This is a genomic window from Enterococcus sp. AAFC-DPL-6103, from assembly GCF_058216595.1.
The window spans coordinates 2,250,025-2,264,091 of the sequence record NZ_CM177102.1 but is presented as its reverse complement, the minus strand read 5'-3'; the positions used below and the strand labels follow the sequence as shown (position 1 = coordinate 2,264,091).

General features: G+C 36.1%; 14 protein-coding genes. 12 read left to right on the top strand and 2 right to left on the bottom strand.

All coding sequences use genetic code 11. The features are described from left to right. Positions 1–207: 207 nt before the first annotated feature. From groES to AC4BC3_RS10735, 4 genes are all read left to right on the top strand, one after another. Positions 208–492 carry a co-chaperone GroES gene (groES, locus tag AC4BC3_RS10750; protein ID WP_071869115.1) on the top strand — a complete coding sequence of 95 codons (285 nt, stop codon included), beginning with the start codon at positions 208–210 and terminating at the stop codon, positions 490–492. A 40-nt stretch (positions 493–532) separates the two neighbouring features. Continuing rightward, the gene (gene groL, locus AC4BC3_RS10745) at positions 533–2,158 is read left to right on the top strand and encodes a chaperonin GroEL (protein ID WP_206910197.1); all 1,626 of its coding nucleotides are present in this window, start codon (positions 533–535) and stop codon (positions 2,156–2,158) included. Between the two features lie 212 nt (positions 2,159–2,370). Continuing rightward, the gene (locus tag AC4BC3_RS10740; protein WP_206910195.1) at positions 2,371–2,640 is read left to right on the top strand and encodes a hypothetical protein; all 270 of its coding nucleotides are present in this window, start codon (positions 2,371–2,373) and stop codon (positions 2,638–2,640) included. 18 nt (positions 2,641–2,658) lie between these two features. Then, on the top strand, positions 2,659–3,582 hold the full coding sequence (locus AC4BC3_RS10735) for a LacI family DNA-binding transcriptional regulator (protein ID WP_490466485.1): 924 nt from the start codon (positions 2,659–2,661) through the stop codon (positions 3,580–3,582). Between the two features lie 243 nt (positions 3,583–3,825). On the opposite strand, the gene AC4BC3_RS10730 is transcribed toward AC4BC3_RS10735, so the two are convergent. Then, a complete protein-coding gene (locus AC4BC3_RS10730; protein ID WP_206910191.1) occupies positions 3,826–4,587 on the bottom strand; it encodes a MerR family transcriptional regulator in 762 nt (253 codons plus the stop codon). A 121-nt stretch (positions 4,588–4,708) separates the two neighbouring features. Between AC4BC3_RS10730 and AC4BC3_RS10725 the strand changes: the two genes are divergently transcribed. Both AC4BC3_RS10725 and AC4BC3_RS10720 read left to right on the top strand, forming a co-directional pair. After that, positions 4,709–5,557: an HAD-IIB family hydrolase gene (locus AC4BC3_RS10725; RefSeq protein ID WP_206910190.1), complete on the top strand. Its 849-nt coding sequence runs from the start codon at positions 4,709–4,711 to the stop codon at positions 5,555–5,557. A 23-nt stretch (positions 5,558–5,580) separates the two neighbouring features. Then, positions 5,581–5,937, top strand: coding sequence for a DUF1827 family protein (locus AC4BC3_RS10720; RefSeq protein ID WP_206910189.1), 357 nt, complete (start codon positions 5,581–5,583; stop codon positions 5,935–5,937). Between the two features lie 36 nt (positions 5,938–5,973). On the opposite strand, the gene AC4BC3_RS10715 is transcribed toward AC4BC3_RS10720, so the two are convergent. Beyond that, positions 5,974–6,204: a hypothetical protein gene (locus tag AC4BC3_RS10715; RefSeq protein WP_206910188.1), complete on the bottom strand. Its 231-nt coding sequence runs from the start codon at positions 6,202–6,204 to the stop codon at positions 5,974–5,976. A 257-nt stretch (positions 6,205–6,461) separates the two neighbouring features. Between AC4BC3_RS10715 and AC4BC3_RS10710 the strand changes: the two genes are divergently transcribed. The 6 genes from AC4BC3_RS10710 (at position 6,462) to AC4BC3_RS10685 (ending at position 13,662) form a co-directional block, all read left to right on the top strand. Next, complete coding sequence (locus AC4BC3_RS10710; RefSeq protein ID WP_206910187.1) at positions 6,462–7,934, top strand: nicotinate phosphoribosyltransferase; 1,473 nt, start codon at positions 6,462–6,464, stop codon at positions 7,932–7,934. Between the two features lie 25 nt (positions 7,935–7,959). Further along, on the top strand, positions 7,960–8,784 hold the full coding sequence (nadE, locus tag AC4BC3_RS10705; protein WP_206910186.1) for an NAD(+) synthase: 825 nt from the start codon (positions 7,960–7,962) through the stop codon (positions 8,782–8,784). Between the two features lie 227 nt (positions 8,785–9,011). Next, positions 9,012–9,848: a Cof-type HAD-IIB family hydrolase gene (locus AC4BC3_RS10700; protein WP_490466484.1), complete on the top strand. Its 837-nt coding sequence runs from the start codon at positions 9,012–9,014 to the stop codon at positions 9,846–9,848. A 131-nt stretch (positions 9,849–9,979) separates the two neighbouring features. After that, positions 9,980–11,137, top strand: coding sequence for an NAD(P)-dependent oxidoreductase (locus tag AC4BC3_RS10695; protein WP_206910183.1), 1,158 nt, complete (start codon positions 9,980–9,982; stop codon positions 11,135–11,137). Positions 11,138–11,270: 133 nt separating this feature from the next. Then, positions 11,271–13,127: an LTA synthase family protein gene (locus AC4BC3_RS10690; RefSeq protein WP_490466483.1), complete on the top strand. Its 1,857-nt coding sequence runs from the start codon at positions 11,271–11,273 to the stop codon at positions 13,125–13,127. Between the two features lie 100 nt (positions 13,128–13,227). Beyond that, the gene (locus tag AC4BC3_RS10685) at positions 13,228–13,662 is read left to right on the top strand and encodes a hypothetical protein (protein ID WP_206909947.1); all 435 of its coding nucleotides are present in this window, start codon (positions 13,228–13,230) and stop codon (positions 13,660–13,662) included. Positions 13,663–14,067 lie beyond the last annotated feature (405 nt).

The following is a 14,067-nucleotide window of genomic DNA, read 5'->3' as shown; positions in this document are numbered from 1 at the left end:
AGATGGCTTACCTGTGTTAGTAGTCAAGATTTATTGGTAATTATACCATACGAAAGTTGTTCGCCGATGAAAATAAAAAATCAGATTTCTTTGATTTAAAAAGCTTGCAAAAAAGGAGCAGAATGAGTATTATTAAAAATGTAGGTTAGCACTCGATGAGTAAGAGTGCTAACAGAACTAAAAATCGTGTTATCGGAGGGATTTATCGTGTTAAAACCATTAGGTGACCGTGTCATCATCGAAGTCGCAAAAGAAGAAGAAAAAACTGTGGGAGGAATCGTCTTAGCTTCCTCTGCAAAAGAAAAACCACAAACTGGTAGAATCGTTGCGGTTGGTGAAGGCCGTTTATTAGAAAACGGTGAAAAAGTTCCTGCCGCTGTTAAAGAAGGCGATCAAGTAATGTTTGAAAAGTATGCCGGAACAGAAGTGAAATTTGAAGGCAAAGAATATTTGATCGTTTCTGGCAAAGATATTATGGCGATCGTTGAGTAAAGTTAGATAAATAAAATTTATTATTGAGGTGAAACCAATCATGGCAAAAGAATTGAAATTCGCAGAAGACGCACGCGCAGCAATGCTTCGTGGCGTAGATAAATTAGCTGATACAGTAAAAGTTACTTTAGGGCCAAAAGGTCGTAATGTTGTTTTAGAAAAATCTTATGGTTCTCCATTGATTACTAATGATGGGGTAACAATTGCAAAAGAAATTGAATTAGAAGATCATTTTGAAAACATGGGTGCAAAATTAGTTTCTGAAGTTGCTTCAAAAACGAATGATATTGCAGGTGACGGTACAACTACTGCTACTGTTTTAACACAAGCAATCGTTAGAGAAGGTTTGAAAAACGTAACTGCTGGTGCTAATCCTTTAGGTATTCGCCGAGGAATTGAATTAGCTACAAAAGCAGCAGTAGAAGAATTACACAATATTTCTACAGTTGTTGATTCAAAAGAAGCAATCGCACAAGTTGCTGCTGTTTCTTCTGGTTCAGAACAAGTGGGTCATTTGATTGCAGATGCAATGGAAAAAGTCGGTAACGACGGGGTAATCACAATTGAAGAATCAAAAGGAATCGAAACAGAATTAGATGTTGTTGAAGGAATGCAATTTGACCGTGGGTATTTATCACAATACATGGTCACTGATAATGACAAAATGGAAGCTGTTTTAGATAATCCTTATATCTTGATCACAGATAAAAAAATCTCAAATATTCAAGATATCTTACCTTTATTAGAACAAATTTTACAACAATCTCGTCCATTATTGATCATTGCAGATGACGTAGATGGCGAAGCATTACCAACATTAGTCTTGAACAAAATTCGTGGAACATTTAATGTAGTTGCTGTCAAAGCACCAGGATTTGGCGACCGTCGTAAAGCAATGCTTGAAGATATCGCTATTTTGACAGGTGGTACAGTGATCACTGATGACTTAGGTCTAGAATTGAAAGATGCAACGGTTGATAACTTAGGAAATGCTTCAAAAGTCGTTGTTGATAAAGATAATACAACAATCGTTGAAGGTTCTGGCGATAAAACAGCAATTGATGCACGTGTTCAATTGATCAAAAACCAAATTGCTGAAACAACTTCTGATTTCGATCGTGAAAAATTACAAGAACGTTTAGCTAAATTAGCTGGTGGTGTTGCAGTTGTCAAAGTTGGTGCGGCGACTGAAACTGAGCTAAAAGAATTGAAATTACGTATTGAGGATGCGCTAAATGCTACTCGTGCTGCCGTAGAAGAAGGCATGGTATCTGGTGGTGGTACTGCATTAGTGAATGTCATTGGTAAAGTTTCTGAAGTAGAAGCTCAAGGTGACGTAGCAACAGGGATTAAAATCGTTGTTCGTGCATTAGAAGAACCAATTCGTCAAATCGCTGAAAATGCTGGATATGAAGGCTCAGTAATCGTTGACAAATTGAAAAATGTTGAACTTGGTACTGGATTCAATGCAGCAACAGGCGAATGGGTAAACATGGTGGAAGCCGGTATCGTTGACCCAACGAAAGTAACACGTTCTGCATTGCAAAATGCTGCTTCCGTTTCAGCGTTGTTATTAACAACTGAAGCAGTTGTTGCGGATAAACCAGAACCAGCTGCTCCTGCTGCTCCAGCGATGGATCCATCAATGATGGGCGGTATGATGTAGTAATCTAACATATATAAAAGAGAGCTGTATGGTTACAGCTCTCTTTTATTGAATGAGGTATCTACAGATAAAGAACAATCATCTAAATAAAAAAGAAGACAGTTGACGAATTCATCCGTCAACTGTCTTCTTTTTTGTTATCAAAACGTTTTGCTTGCTCTGGGACGCGTTTCATAAATTATACTCGAACTATCAAGAAGGAGGGCTTACCTATGCATACTTATGTGAAAATTTTGGGAACATCAAGCACTTGTTTTTACGCGTTGGTAGATTGTCGTGAAAATAAATTAGTTTTAAAAAGTTTTCAAGGCCTGAATAAACCAGTGATAGAAAAAATTGATATCAGCGAGTTAACCAATTTAACCAAAGATACCTTTTGGGGCGGACAACGAATTAGTTTTTATTATCAAGAAAAGTTGTATCAATTTTATGAATGTGGGCCAGCTGTGATAGACTATCTACAAGAAAAACTTTTCGTTTAAGGTAGGTGGATTGACATCGTGGCAACTATTCGAGATATTGCACGTTTGACAGGCTATTCCGTTTCGACTATTTCTCGAGTTATTAATGAACACCCTTATGTGGATGAAAAGAAACGTGCAGAAATTTTAGCGGTTATGAAGGAACTAGATTATATTCCTAATGCAAATGCACGAACATTAAGTTATGGGGAAACGAAAAATTTGGGCGTCATTTTGCCCTATACTAATCACCCCTACTTTGATCAGCTGATTAGCGGAATCACTGAGGCAGCCTTTGATTCCAATTATAAAGTCACTTTATTACCAACAAATTATCAAATAAATCGTGAGAAAGCGTATCTCGAAGAATTTGCAGCAAAAAGATTTGATGGCCTAGTTGTAACATCACGTGCTAATTCATTAGAAACACTGAAGGCATATCAAAAATATGGTCCTATTATTTTTTGTGAAGAAATCAAAGATGAAAAGTCAAGTTGCGTATTTATCGATCGGGAGCAGTCGATTACAGAAGCATTGGATTATTTACAAAAAGTTGGTGTCAAAAAATTGGGTGTTACTTTAGGAAGGAGTAGCCGAATCAGTTTCAATTCTAAAATCACCTTACAATTATGTCGGAAACTCTATCCAAATTTTGAAGAAGAAATGGTTATCTGGGACTGTATTGGGTTGGAAGATGGAATCAAGGCGGGGACCTTTTTTAATGAGCATCCAGTAGACGGTATTTTTACAAATGCAGATATGGTTGCAGCTGGTATCCTCAAAGCATTTCCTAAAGGAAGAGCACCTAAATTAGTTGGCAGAGATAATCTGTATGTGAGTGAGCTATTGAACTTTTCCACCATTGACCATCACTTGAAAAAGTGTGGGGAAATGGCATTTTACTTATTCTTGAAAAAGAAACCTGAACAAATCAAGATTCCATATGAATTTATTCAAAGATAAAGATAATTGGAACGAACTAATAGAAAAAATGATTAGTGATTTTAAGAGATCTGGTTATAAAATAATAAAAAAGACTGGAATAGCTTTATGTGATGCCACAAAAAGTTCGATTTTCAAATGGAACTTTTGATGGACACTTGAGTAGGCTATCCCAGTTTTTTTCTTCGGATAAATCAAAACAGAATGGAATGAAATAATCCATTCATTTTTTCCTAGAACGGATAAAGGATCAAAAAGTAATCATTATTTATTCGTATAATATTGAATGATTTCATTCAATGCTTTGGTTGCACCATTCCCACTGCGATCATCATAATAAGCGGTAAAGCGCTCATCTGCTAGATACATTTGTCCCAAGCCCTGGTGAGCTTGTGGTGTATAAGTAGACCAACTAAATGCTAACCATTCTTTGTGCGCGTCAAAAATGGCCTTCGCTAGTGGTTGATCTAGTTCCGGCTGTGTAAGATAAGTTGCTAAATCTGTTAAAAGCTGTTCTTCAATTACCTGCATTTCTTGAAATTGTTGCTCAGTCATATTTGCCCATTTTTGATTGGCTTCCTCAACTGTTTTTTCGCCATATTTTTCTCGGATCTCTTGTCCAAATTGTTCTTCATTTTCGCTGATTTTTTGTTGTTTAAATCCTTCGAATTTTTCTTGGTCTGACATGGTTATTCCTCCTTCGTAACTAGTAAGTGTTTTTTGAACAGTTGTCAAAAGGGCGTCGATTTGTGCACGTTTCTTTAATAGCAGTTGCTGATGGTTACGTAATGCTTGCTGTTGATCAAAGTCTGGTTGGTTTAGTAATTCCTGAATTTGTTCAAGTTTGAACTCAAGTGAGCGATAAAATAAAATCTGTTGGAGCCGATCAATCTCTTTTGCACCATAGATGCGATAACCAGAAGAGTTGATCTTAGCTGGTTTAAGCAATCCAATTTCATCATAGAAACGTAATGTTCGGGGACTGACACCGGATAACTCTGCTATTTTTTTAATTGTATATTCCATTTTTTCCTCCTGACAATTGCTAGAATACTCCCTCACGTAACGAGAAGGTCAAGGAAAAATTTCAAAATCCTATTAAAAATTATGTTATACTATTTTATAAGAAAAGGAAAAGGAGAAATCAATGAACATTGTTTTTTCAGATATTGATGGTACGTTTCAAGAGCTAGGAAAAGAAATCCCATCGATTAATCGCGAAGCCATTCAAGCATTGCAAGCAAAGGGAGATCATTTCGTTTTTGTCACAGGACGAGGATATGACTTAGTCAAGCAAATGAATGATGAGTTGTTAATTGATTGTGATGTTATTTTTGGAAATGGTGCAGGCATTAAAAAAGTAGGTGAGCCTGAGCGTTACACTAGCACCCTAACGCACCAAGAAACAAAAGAAGTGATTCAAATTTTAGAAAAGCAAGAAATTTTATACTTTGTTCATACAGATCGTGGTGTGGTGATACGCCCAACAAAAGAATACACGAAACAGCTAAGTGCGCTGCGAGAATCATTAGAAAAACTTGGAGAACAAGGTAAACGAATCATGGATTATAAAGAACAATATTTTGAAAACGATTGCGTACATACGGAAGATATTGCAAAATATCTTTCCGAAAGACCTGAAACAGTCGTGGTCAAAATCGAATTGATGGAAGCAGATGACGAGCGTCACGAAGTGATTCGATCTTCTTTACAAGAAACAGAGTTACTTGTATTCCATTCATTTATAAAGACCTTAGAAATTGTGCATCCTAATAGTACAAAAGGAAGTGCTATCACCAATTATTTATCAGACTATCCATTAGCGACCAGCTATGGTATTGGGGACGGAGAAAATGACTTAGCTATGTTAGCTGTTGTTGATGTGCCTGTTGCTGTGGAAAACGCTGCAAGGAATGTAAAAGAAAATAGTCATATGATTGCACCAAGTTGTAGTGAAGGTGGCGTCGGTCAGTTTATTTTTGAACATGTTCTATAAGTAAAAAGAAAAAGAGGGATGAGATGAAATTAGTTGAAACACCAATCAATAGTAATCTAAATATCAAGACATTTTACCCAAAAATAGTGAATTTCTTTTTTGGAGATCAAACAATCAACTATTACAAATTCTACGCACTAGATCGTACACAAATTTTATATGTAGATACATACGATAAGATTCAGTTGGTGATGATTAATACGAAAAAGAAGATCACAAAACAAGAAATCGACTATGCTATTCGCCGAATTTTGAAAGTAGCACGGGAAGAGGTATCTGTTCATGTCGGAGTCAAACAAGAATTGGAAAGGGCCGGCCTCCAATTCAAACGTCCAAATAAAGATATTGTGATCATCGAACAAAACGTAGCCAATATATAATAAAAAAACTTCTCAGTAAAAAACTGAGAAGTTTTTTTATTTTTGAATAATTTCTTTCCAAAAATGAAAATATTGTTCAGCTAAGCAAATCGTTGAAATCTGTTCCCATTGGATAAAATGCTCATCAATATAGAAGCCATCAGGTGTGATGGTTGGTTGAACAAATCCTTCTGCATAACTATGATCCAAGCGCTCAACGATAATCTTTTGCTTTGCGATATAAGCAGTGATAATAACTGTTTCAAAGTGTTGTGTGATTGTACGCATACCGGCCTCCTTAATCGATACTGTCTAAATAGAGTGCACGAATAAATGAATTAATAACAAAATGAATTGAAATCTTTTACAAATCAATTAGAACATACGTTCGTATCTCTGTCAATCCATTCATAGAAGAAAAAATGAAAATGATTGAAGAATATAAAATTGATATTTTCGGAAAAAAATCAAGTTTGCTTTTCCTATTTCGTTTTTTTGATATAATGGTTAGGAAATGAAAAATCGCCAAGAGGAGTATTAAACAGATGAATAAAATTTACCCAGATGACAGTTTGACGCTACACACTGATTTGTACCAAATCAATATGATGCAGACATACTGGGAATTAGGTCGCGCAGATTTACATGCCGTTTTTGAATGTTACTTTCGAGAAATGCCTTTTAACCATGGTTATGCTGTCTTTGCTGGTCTGGAACGTTTGGTTCAGTATTTAGAAAACTTAACTTTCAGCGAATCAGATATTGATTATTTACGAGAAGAGGGTAACTACCCAGAAGACTTCCTTATTTATTTAAAAGAATTTGAATTTAAAGCAACTGTTCGTTCAATGCTTGAAGGCGAAATCGTCTTTAACAATGAACCACTTATTCAAGTAGAAGGACCACTAGCACATTGTCAATTGGTTGAAACAGCGCTACTGAATATGGTCAATTTTCAAACATTGATTGCTACGAAAGCAGCCCGAATCAAATCCGTTATTGGTGATGATCCACTATTGGAGTTTGGGACAAGGCGTGCGCAAGAACTGGATGCAGCAGTTTGGGGAACACGTGCGGCCTTCATTGGTGGTGCCGATGCGACAAGTAATGTGCGTGCTGGGAAAATTTTTGGTATTCCTGCGAGTGGAACGCATGCTCATTCATTGGTTCAATCCTATGGAAACGATTATGATGCCTTCATGGCTTACGCAAAAACACATAAAGACTGTGTCTTTTTAGTTGATACGTATAATACATTGAAGTCAGGTGTGCCAAGTGCGATTCGAGTAGCAAAAGAAATGGGCGATAAAATCAATTTTCAAGGTGTTCGAATCGATAGTGGTGATATGGCATATATTTCAAAACGTGTACGTGAACAGTTAGATGCGGCAGGATTTACAGATGCAAAAATCTATGCTTCTAACGATTTAGATGAAGCAACAATTCTAAATTTAAAAATGCAAAAGGCTAAAATTGATGTTTGGGGTGTTGGCACTAAGTTGATTACAGCTTATGATCAACCGGCATTAGGAGCGGTGTTCAAATTAGTATCGATTGAAAACGAAGAGGGAAAAATGATCGATACCATCAAATTATCTAGCAACGCAGAAAAAGTAACAACGCCAGGGAAAAAGCAAGTTTGGCGTATCACACGGAACTTTGATGGGAAATCTGAAGGTGACTATGTCACATTGTGGAATGAAGATCCTCGTAAGGAAGAAGAAATCTTCATGTTCCATCCTGTTCACACGTTTATCAATAAAACGGTACGCGATTTTTCTGCGCGTCCGATGTTACAAGATATTTTCGTTGAAGGTAAGTTAGTCTATTCATTGCCAAGTTTAAATGAAATCAAAGAGTATGCACGTGAAAATCTGGATTCTCTATGGGAAGAGTATAAACGTGATTTGAACCCACAAAAATATCCAGTCGATCTATCAACAGAATGCTGGAATCATAAGATGTCTATTATGGAACGAATGAAAAAAAGCGTTGCTGAGCTACACAATGAAGCATGAGTAAAATCGCTGAGGGGGAAAAAACATGAGTTTACAACAAGAAATCATCAAAGAATTAGGCGTGAAACCTGTCATTGATGCGCAAGTAGAAATTCGTCGAAGTGTGGATTTCTTGAAAGACTACTTGAAAAAATATCCATTTATCAAAACATTTGTTTTAGGGATCAGTGGCGGACAAGATTCAACTTTAGCTGGCCGTCTGGCACAATTAGCAATGTCTGAAATGCGTGAAGAAACACAGGATGACAGTTATCAATTTGTTGCTGTTCGCTTACCTTATGGCGAACAAGCGGATGAAGAAGATGCAAAAGCTGCATTGGATTTTATTCAGCCTGATGTGAGTTTACGTGTTGATATCAAACCAGCCGTGGATGCACAAGTTTCTTCATTAGTTGAAGCAGGTATCGAAATCAGTGATTTTAACAAAGGCAATATCAAAGCACGTCAACGAATGATTACCCAATATGGCATTGCTGGTGCAAAATTTGGTGCCGTCTTAGGGACAGACCATGCAGCAGAAAATATTACAGGATTCTTTACAAAATTTGGTGATGGTGGGGCGGACATCTTGCCACTTTTTCGTTTGAATAAACGACAAGGAAAAACCCTCTTAAAAGAATTGGGCGCCCCAACCGAATTGTACACTAAAATCCCAACAGCTGACTTGGAAGATGGTAAACCATTGATTGCGGATGAAGTTGCTTTAGGTATCACTTATGATCAAATTGATGATTATTTAGAAGGAAAAGAAATTCCTGAACATGCGCAAGAAACCCTTGAAGCTTGGTGGAACAAAACCAAACATAAACGTCATCTACCAATCACAGTTTTCGATGACTTTTGGAAGTAAAGGCTTTGAAGAAGTCTGAGAATTTAAAAATTCTCAGACTTCTTTTTTGTTTCGAGCAAGTCATATTTTGCAAGTCCCGATAAAGAAATACAAAGAATAGCGGAAAACGTTATAATAAAAGGAGAAATCAAAAAAAATGAGAAATATGTTTCGAAGAAGTTTTCAATTATTAGCAAGGAATGCCAATTATAAAATTGAAAAAATAATCATTTAGTAGGTGAAGAAAAATGACACAAAAAATCAAACTAGTAATGAGTGATATTGACGGAACGATTTTAACTAGCCAACACAAAATTGATGACGAATTAGCTGTTCGTTTGAAACAGCTCAAAACTAAAAAGATTCCTTTTGTCTTGGCATCTGCCAGATCACCTAAGGGAATGCAGGCCATTGCTAAGAAATTGGAAATCACTGAATACCCAATGGCTTGTTACAATGGTGCCTTGATTGTTCGAGAGGTAGAAAATGATCAATTTCAACAAATTTTTAGTCAAGAATTGAATATAGAAGAAACGCTTCAGCTCATTGGACTATTAACAAAACAATTCAAAGACATCTCAATTAGTTTATATTCAGGAAGTGACTGGTATGTAGAGGCAGTGGATGAATGGGTAGCACAAGAAGCTGCCATCACGAAACTGGAACCAATTGTAGCCAGTCTTACCCAACTACTTTTAGAACAAAAGCTACCTGTGCATAAACTATTATTGATAGGGGCAACGCCAGAAATTAAGAAATTAAAAAAAGTTTGTGAAACATTAAATCTGGAAACTAGTTCGTTTTATTTATCAAAGAAAAATTATCTTGAAGTTACCCACTATGAGGTATCGAAAGAAAAAGCGTTAACGACTGTGGCAGATTACTATCAAATTCCTTTGGAAAGTACGATGGCAATTGGGGATAATTTTAACGATTTGCCTATGATCAAATTATCTGGACTGGGTGTGGCAATGGGCAATGCACCAGAAGAAGTGATTAAAGAAGCAAATCTCCAAACTTTGACCAATGATGAAAATGGTGTGTCAAAAGCATTGTTGAATCAGATTCTTTTGAAAGAAAGTTGATTGTATTTCTTTATGAAGGAGACAAACTGTTCTACTTAGAAAACGAATGGAATAACGACGGATGGTTAGTAGAAGTTAATTCTTGTCTAAATTTCGGTAATCAGAGATACTGATAAAAAGGAGGCGTTTTTATGTACCGAATTTCGTTCGTTGATGAGATTGCAGAGGAACAGTTGAAACAATTAGAAGGACCATTTTTTGAACGTACGAAGAAACAAAACGCGCATGGCTTGCTCGTAAGAAGCTCTGTCGTTGAAGAAGACTGGATAAGTCCAGAATTGCTAGCAATTTCAAGAGCTGGTGTGGGTGTCAACACGATTCAGGTACAAAAAGCTACTGAAAATGGCACGATCGTGATGAATACTCCTGGTGTGAATGCAAATGCAGTTAAAGAATTAGTCCTAAGCTGTTTGTTTCTGTCTGTTCGCCCGGTTACCAAAGCAAGCGAGATGGTTCAAAAATTAGAGGGAGAAAATTTATTAGAACAAGCAGAAGCAAATCGAAAACCGTTTGTTGGTCAAGAATTGCAAGGCAAGGTGATTGGTTTACTGGGATTGGGTTCAATCGGAAGAGAAGTTGCTCGAGTCTGTTATGAATTAGGCATGGAAGTTTTGGGCTATGCTAGAAGAGACCATGAGTTAGACTATGTAGAACAATTACCCTTGCCTGATATTTTACGCCTATCTGATTTCGTCGTGATTATGTTGCCTTCAACACCGGACACAAACGGTTTGTTGGGGGAAGAACAGTTATCTTTAATGAAAGAAGAAGCTGTTCTGATTAATGTTGGACGAAGTGAAATTGTGGATAACACAGCACTTTTACAAGTTATTGAGAATGGAAAACTGGCAAAATACATAACAGATTTTCCAGCACAAGAATTTTTAGGAAATGAAAAAATCATGATGCTTCCGCATATGGGTGGGTCCACACAAGAAGCTTTAGCGGATAGCAGTCGCGAAGCTATTCGGGCACTACGAAACTATTTGCTATTTGGAACAGTTCGTTCATCCGTTAATTTTCCAACTGTGCGAATGATTTTTCGTGCGCCCTATCGTTTTACAATTTTCTATCAAAAAAGACAAGGTATCTTATCTGAAGTTTTTAAGATCTTAGAGGAGAATGTCTTGCCAATTGGTAATATGACGCGTAATCAAAAAGAGGAGTACGTCTATACACTTATAGACATTGAGAGTACAGATGTCCAAAATTTATTAGAAGCTAAACGTCAGTTGGAAACAATTGCAGATGTCAAACGCGTGCGTTTATTAGCTCACCCACAAGTGTAATCGAGTTATTTTTATTTTCTTAATTAGCCAGTGACTGCTTTACATTCAAATTTGATGCTACTAAAATAAGAGAGTGAGTCAAATTTAAATTAGTCGTTTAAGCTTGTAAAGTAGACGATGAAGGAGCAATTAATTGAAGAAAAGAATAAGTGATCTTTCACTCAAACAAAAAAGTATCATTCGAATTAGTTTGACTACGATTGGTGTGATTATTTTAGTTGTCTTGAGTAATTTGTTTTTACAATGGTGCCAAAATGATTTGTCTTATGACTTAGCATTGAAATTTGCGTTTTCTTGGCATACAGAAAAGTTTATTTTAGCTTGTTTGGTTTTACTCGTTTTTCTAGCCTTTCTAAGTAGCGTTGCCGGTTCGGTTTTGATTGGTTCTATTTTGTATACAACAATTATCGGGATTTTAGGGATAGCTGACTATTTAAAGATGAGTTATCGACAAGAGCCCATTTATCCCGATGATATCAAAATGATTACTGAACTTGGTTTGTTGAGAGAAATGGCAGGCTCAACGACATTTTTTGTCTTAATGGGGGTTGCTGGCTTAGTAATCATCTTATTTGCTTGGGGGTTATATCGCAGTTTTAAAAAAGGGCGTCGTTTTCAGCTTGTACGAGGAACTGTCTTCGTTCTATCTGTTATTTTGTTGATGTACATCGGTAGTTTTAATAACCCGAATAATCTTTTACGAAAAGCGTATAACAAAACAGCCTTGTGGATTCCTTATAGTCAAAAAATGAATTACTATAATACAGGTTTTATTGGCGGGTTTCTTTACAATCTACAAGTTGAAGCAATGGATGAACCAAAAGGCTATTCCAAAGAAAAAGTAGCAGAAATAACTAAAAATTATCAGAAAATAGCTGATAAAAAAAATCAAACAGTTGATGAAGAACAACCGAACATCGTTTATGTAATGAGTGAAAGCTTTTCTGATCCTAGTCACTTAAACGGAATTGAAGTTTCTGGAAATCCACTGCAAGATTATTATGACATTGCGAATCAAACCTATAGTGGAAAAATGTTATCCCAAAATTATGGGGGTGGGACTGCAAATATTGAATTTGAAGCGTTAACTGGTTTTTCAATGGAACTGTTTAATGCACAATTAACAACTCCATACACGATGTTAGTTCCTAAAATGACAAAATTTCCATCATTGGTGTCCAATTTAGCAGCACAAAATTATCAAACGACAGCAATTCATCCTTATAACACATCAATGTACAAGCGTGAAGATGTGTATAATATTTTGGGATTTGATTCGTTCATTAGTGAAAAAGAGATGAATTACACAGAAAAGCTCCAAAACAATCCTTACATTTCAGATAAAGCAGCATATCAAGAAGTCTTGTCTATTTTAAAACAGCAAGATTCACCACAATTCGTTCATTTAGTGACAATGCAAACACATATGCCTTATGCTGGAAAGTATCCAGATACAACTTACGATGTCCAGGTGAGTGATGGGAGTGATACGAATAATTTAACTAATTATTTGCAAGATGTTGCTTATAGTAGTGAGGCACTGCAAGAATTTGTCGATAATTTACAAGATGTTTCGCGGAGAACTCTAGTTGTTTTTTGGGGAGATCATCTTCCTGGTATTTACTCAGAAGCAATTCGGGGAGCAAACGATGAACAAACTCTACATGAAACACAATTTTTAATGTTCGATAGTGCAGGAAAATTAACGAAGCAAGGTACTCATGATGCAATCAGTAGTCCATTTTATTTTGCCGCTAACTTATTGGAACAAACGAATCAAGCAACGACTGGTTTTTATCAATTATTATTAAATGTGGAGAAAGTTTTACCTGCTTTCGAACGTGGCTTGTATTATCAGAATGGACAATGGCGTAAAGAAGCGGAATTAAATGAGCAACAACAAAAATTATATGAGGACTATCAAATGATTCAGTATGATATCGTTTCTGGTAAACAATATAGCTTACAGGATGGTTTTTTTGAAAAATAGTAGTTGAAGTGAAAGGGAACAAGTCGAGAAATAAACTTGTCAGAAAATAGTAAAAACAGGTACAATAAATGGTAGATAAACGGAGAAAGTAGGGAATTACATGTTACCAAATATTGGTTATTATGTTCAATCAGTTGACAACATTGTGAAACAAACAGAAGAAATTGGTGAGCAGATGCATCCCAAATACGAAATGGTTCGTCAAGCAATTGATGAAAAGAAAGTTGCTGAATTAAATTCAGAACAATTAACAGAAGTTGTTCAATTGTTTGAAGCTGGAACAAAGCAATACCGAGCAATGTTGAAAAAAGTTAGTGCTTTACGTCCTCCAGCAAAAGTTATGGGAATCCACAAAAAATTTGAACGTGCCTATCTTTCTTATGTAGCTGGTTGTGAAGAAATGATTCAAAGTATTGATATCGAAAAAGGAATTGACACGGATTTATTTGAAGCTTCAGAAAAAAAACAAGACCAAGCAACAGATGATATTTCACTAGCAATCCAAAAAATGACTAATCTTTTGATGAAAAAATAAGATAAATTTAAAACTAGAGTTATTTAATCTAAATATAACGTTTTTTTTATGATAAGCGTTACTTACTGCTATATGATAAAAGCACAACCAACAACAACCTTTATTTACTCTCATTGAGTAAGTAGCCTTTTCCACCGAGCCTAACCAACTCGGTGGTTTTTTATGCTCAAAGATTTGCTTCAATTCCGAAGAAGTCATGCTAAAATGCCAATTAGTCGAAAAAAGAAGGTGTGACAAGACTTTTGTCACACCTTCTTAAGGGAGTAATATTAGGGTAGGGAAGATTATTTGTTACTCACTCGTTATCTGTTCGGAGTTAAACGCATTGCGCCACAACCTTCTTTACGGTGTTCCCAAAGCAACTCCTCCAGATAACTTGCATTCACTTCAAAATATGGAAAGCTA

What these genes read in the sequence shown, in the direction of transcription:
- AC4BC3_RS10720 (WP_206910189.1), top strand. Translation starts at nt 5,581, where the DNA reads ATGAAATTAGTTGAAACACCAATCAATAGTAATCTAAATATCAAGACA.
- AC4BC3_RS10740 (WP_206910195.1), top strand. Translation starts at nt 2,371, where the DNA reads ATGCATACTTATGTGAAAATTTTGGGAACATCAAGCACTTGTTTTTAC.
- groL (WP_206910197.1), top strand. Translation starts at nt 533, where the DNA reads ATGGCAAAAGAATTGAAATTCGCAGAAGACGCACGCGCAGCAATGCTT.
- AC4BC3_RS10700 (WP_490466484.1), top strand. Translation starts at nt 9,012, where the DNA reads ATGACACAAAAAATCAAACTAGTAATGAGTGATATTGACGGAACGATT.
- AC4BC3_RS10715 (WP_206910188.1), bottom strand. Translation starts at nt 6,204, where the DNA reads ATGCGTACAATCACACAACACTTTGAAACAGTTATTATCACTGCTTAT.
- nadE (WP_206910186.1), top strand. Translation starts at nt 7,960, where the DNA reads ATGAGTTTACAACAAGAAATCATCAAAGAATTAGGCGTGAAACCTGTC.
- AC4BC3_RS10685 (WP_206909947.1), top strand. Translation starts at nt 13,228, where the DNA reads ATGTTACCAAATATTGGTTATTATGTTCAATCAGTTGACAACATTGTG.
- AC4BC3_RS10725 (WP_206910190.1), top strand. Translation starts at nt 4,709, where the DNA reads ATGAACATTGTTTTTTCAGATATTGATGGTACGTTTCAAGAGCTAGGA.
- AC4BC3_RS10730 (WP_206910191.1), bottom strand. Translation starts at nt 4,587, where the DNA reads ATGGAATATACAATTAAAAAAATAGCAGAGTTATCCGGTGTCAGTCCC.
- AC4BC3_RS10695 (WP_206910183.1), top strand. Translation starts at nt 9,980, where the DNA reads ATGTACCGAATTTCGTTCGTTGATGAGATTGCAGAGGAACAGTTGAAA.
- AC4BC3_RS10710 (WP_206910187.1), top strand. Translation starts at nt 6,462, where the DNA reads ATGAATAAAATTTACCCAGATGACAGTTTGACGCTACACACTGATTTG.